Origin of the sequence: Streptomyces sp. NTH33, from assembly GCF_003236365.1 — a bacterium.
Lineage (GTDB): Bacteria > Actinomycetota > Actinomycetes > Streptomycetales > Streptomycetaceae > Streptomyces.
On the sequence record NZ_POTZ01000968.1, the window covers coordinates 1 to 981 of the forward strand.

At 73.6% G+C, this 981-nt stretch carries 1 protein-coding gene; it reads right to left on the reverse strand.

Features of this window, described 5'->3' with window-relative positions:
* Positions 1 to 800 (reverse strand): serine/threonine-protein kinase (locus tag C1I97_RS37865; RefSeq protein WP_258382942.1); only part of this gene is annotated, 800 nt, incomplete at its 3' end.
* Between the last annotated feature and the right edge of the window lie 181 nt (positions 801 to 981).

Genomic DNA, 981 nt, shown 5'->3' on the forward strand with positions numbered 1-981 from the left:
CCGCCGGTGTGCGGGCCGCGCGGGGGCAGCAGCGGCAGCAGTTCCTCGTACACCGCCTGGGCACTGGCCGGGCGGTGCTGGGGGTCCTTGGCGAGCAGCCGCAGGACGAGGGTTTCGAGGACGTCGGGGACCTCGGGGCGCAGCCTGCGCAGGGGCACGGGCGGCTCGTAGAGGTGGCGGTGCAGCACGCCGAGCGCGGTGGAGCCGGCGAACGGGACGTTTCCGCTGAGGAGTTCGTGCAGCAGCACGCCGAGCGCGTACAGGTCGGTGTACGGGCCGACGGCGCCGCTCATGGCCTGTTCGGGGGCCATGTAGGCGGGGCTGCCGATGGGCGAGCCGGTGTGGGTGAGGCGGGTGGTGTCGGAGTCGAGGACGGAGGCGACGCCGAGGTCGAGGACGGTGACGGTGCCGTCCTGCCGCACCATCACGTTCCGCGGTTTGAGGTCGCGGTGGACGATCGGCACGGCGTGCACGGCGGACAGCACGGCGCAGAGCTGGGCGGCGACGGCGACCGCCCAGTGCCAGGGGTACGGCTCGTGCTCGGCGAGGTGGTCGGCGAGGTCGGCGCCGTCGACGTACTGCATGACGAGGTACAGGTCCTCGCCCTCGCTGCCGGCGTCGTGCACGGTGACCAGGCCGGGGTGGTCGACCTGGGCGGTGACGCGGCACTCGCGGACGAAGCGGCGGCGCAGTTCGTCGGCGTCCTGGCTGTCGGGTCCGGTGACCTTGTCGGGGCGCAGCAGTTTGACGGCGACGCGGCGGTCGAGCCGCTGGTCGTAGGCCGTCCAGACCTGGCCCATGCCGCCCTGTCCGATGAGCGTGGACAGTTCGTAGCGGCCGGTGATGACGCGTGGGGTCACCGGCCGTCCCCCGTACCCCGGTCCTTGCCCTGGTCCTGGCCGCGCAGGAAGTCGCTCAGCTCGTCCAGTTCGGCGCGGACCTGGTCGATCCGGGCGGGCGCGGGGCGCTGCGGCTGGGGCG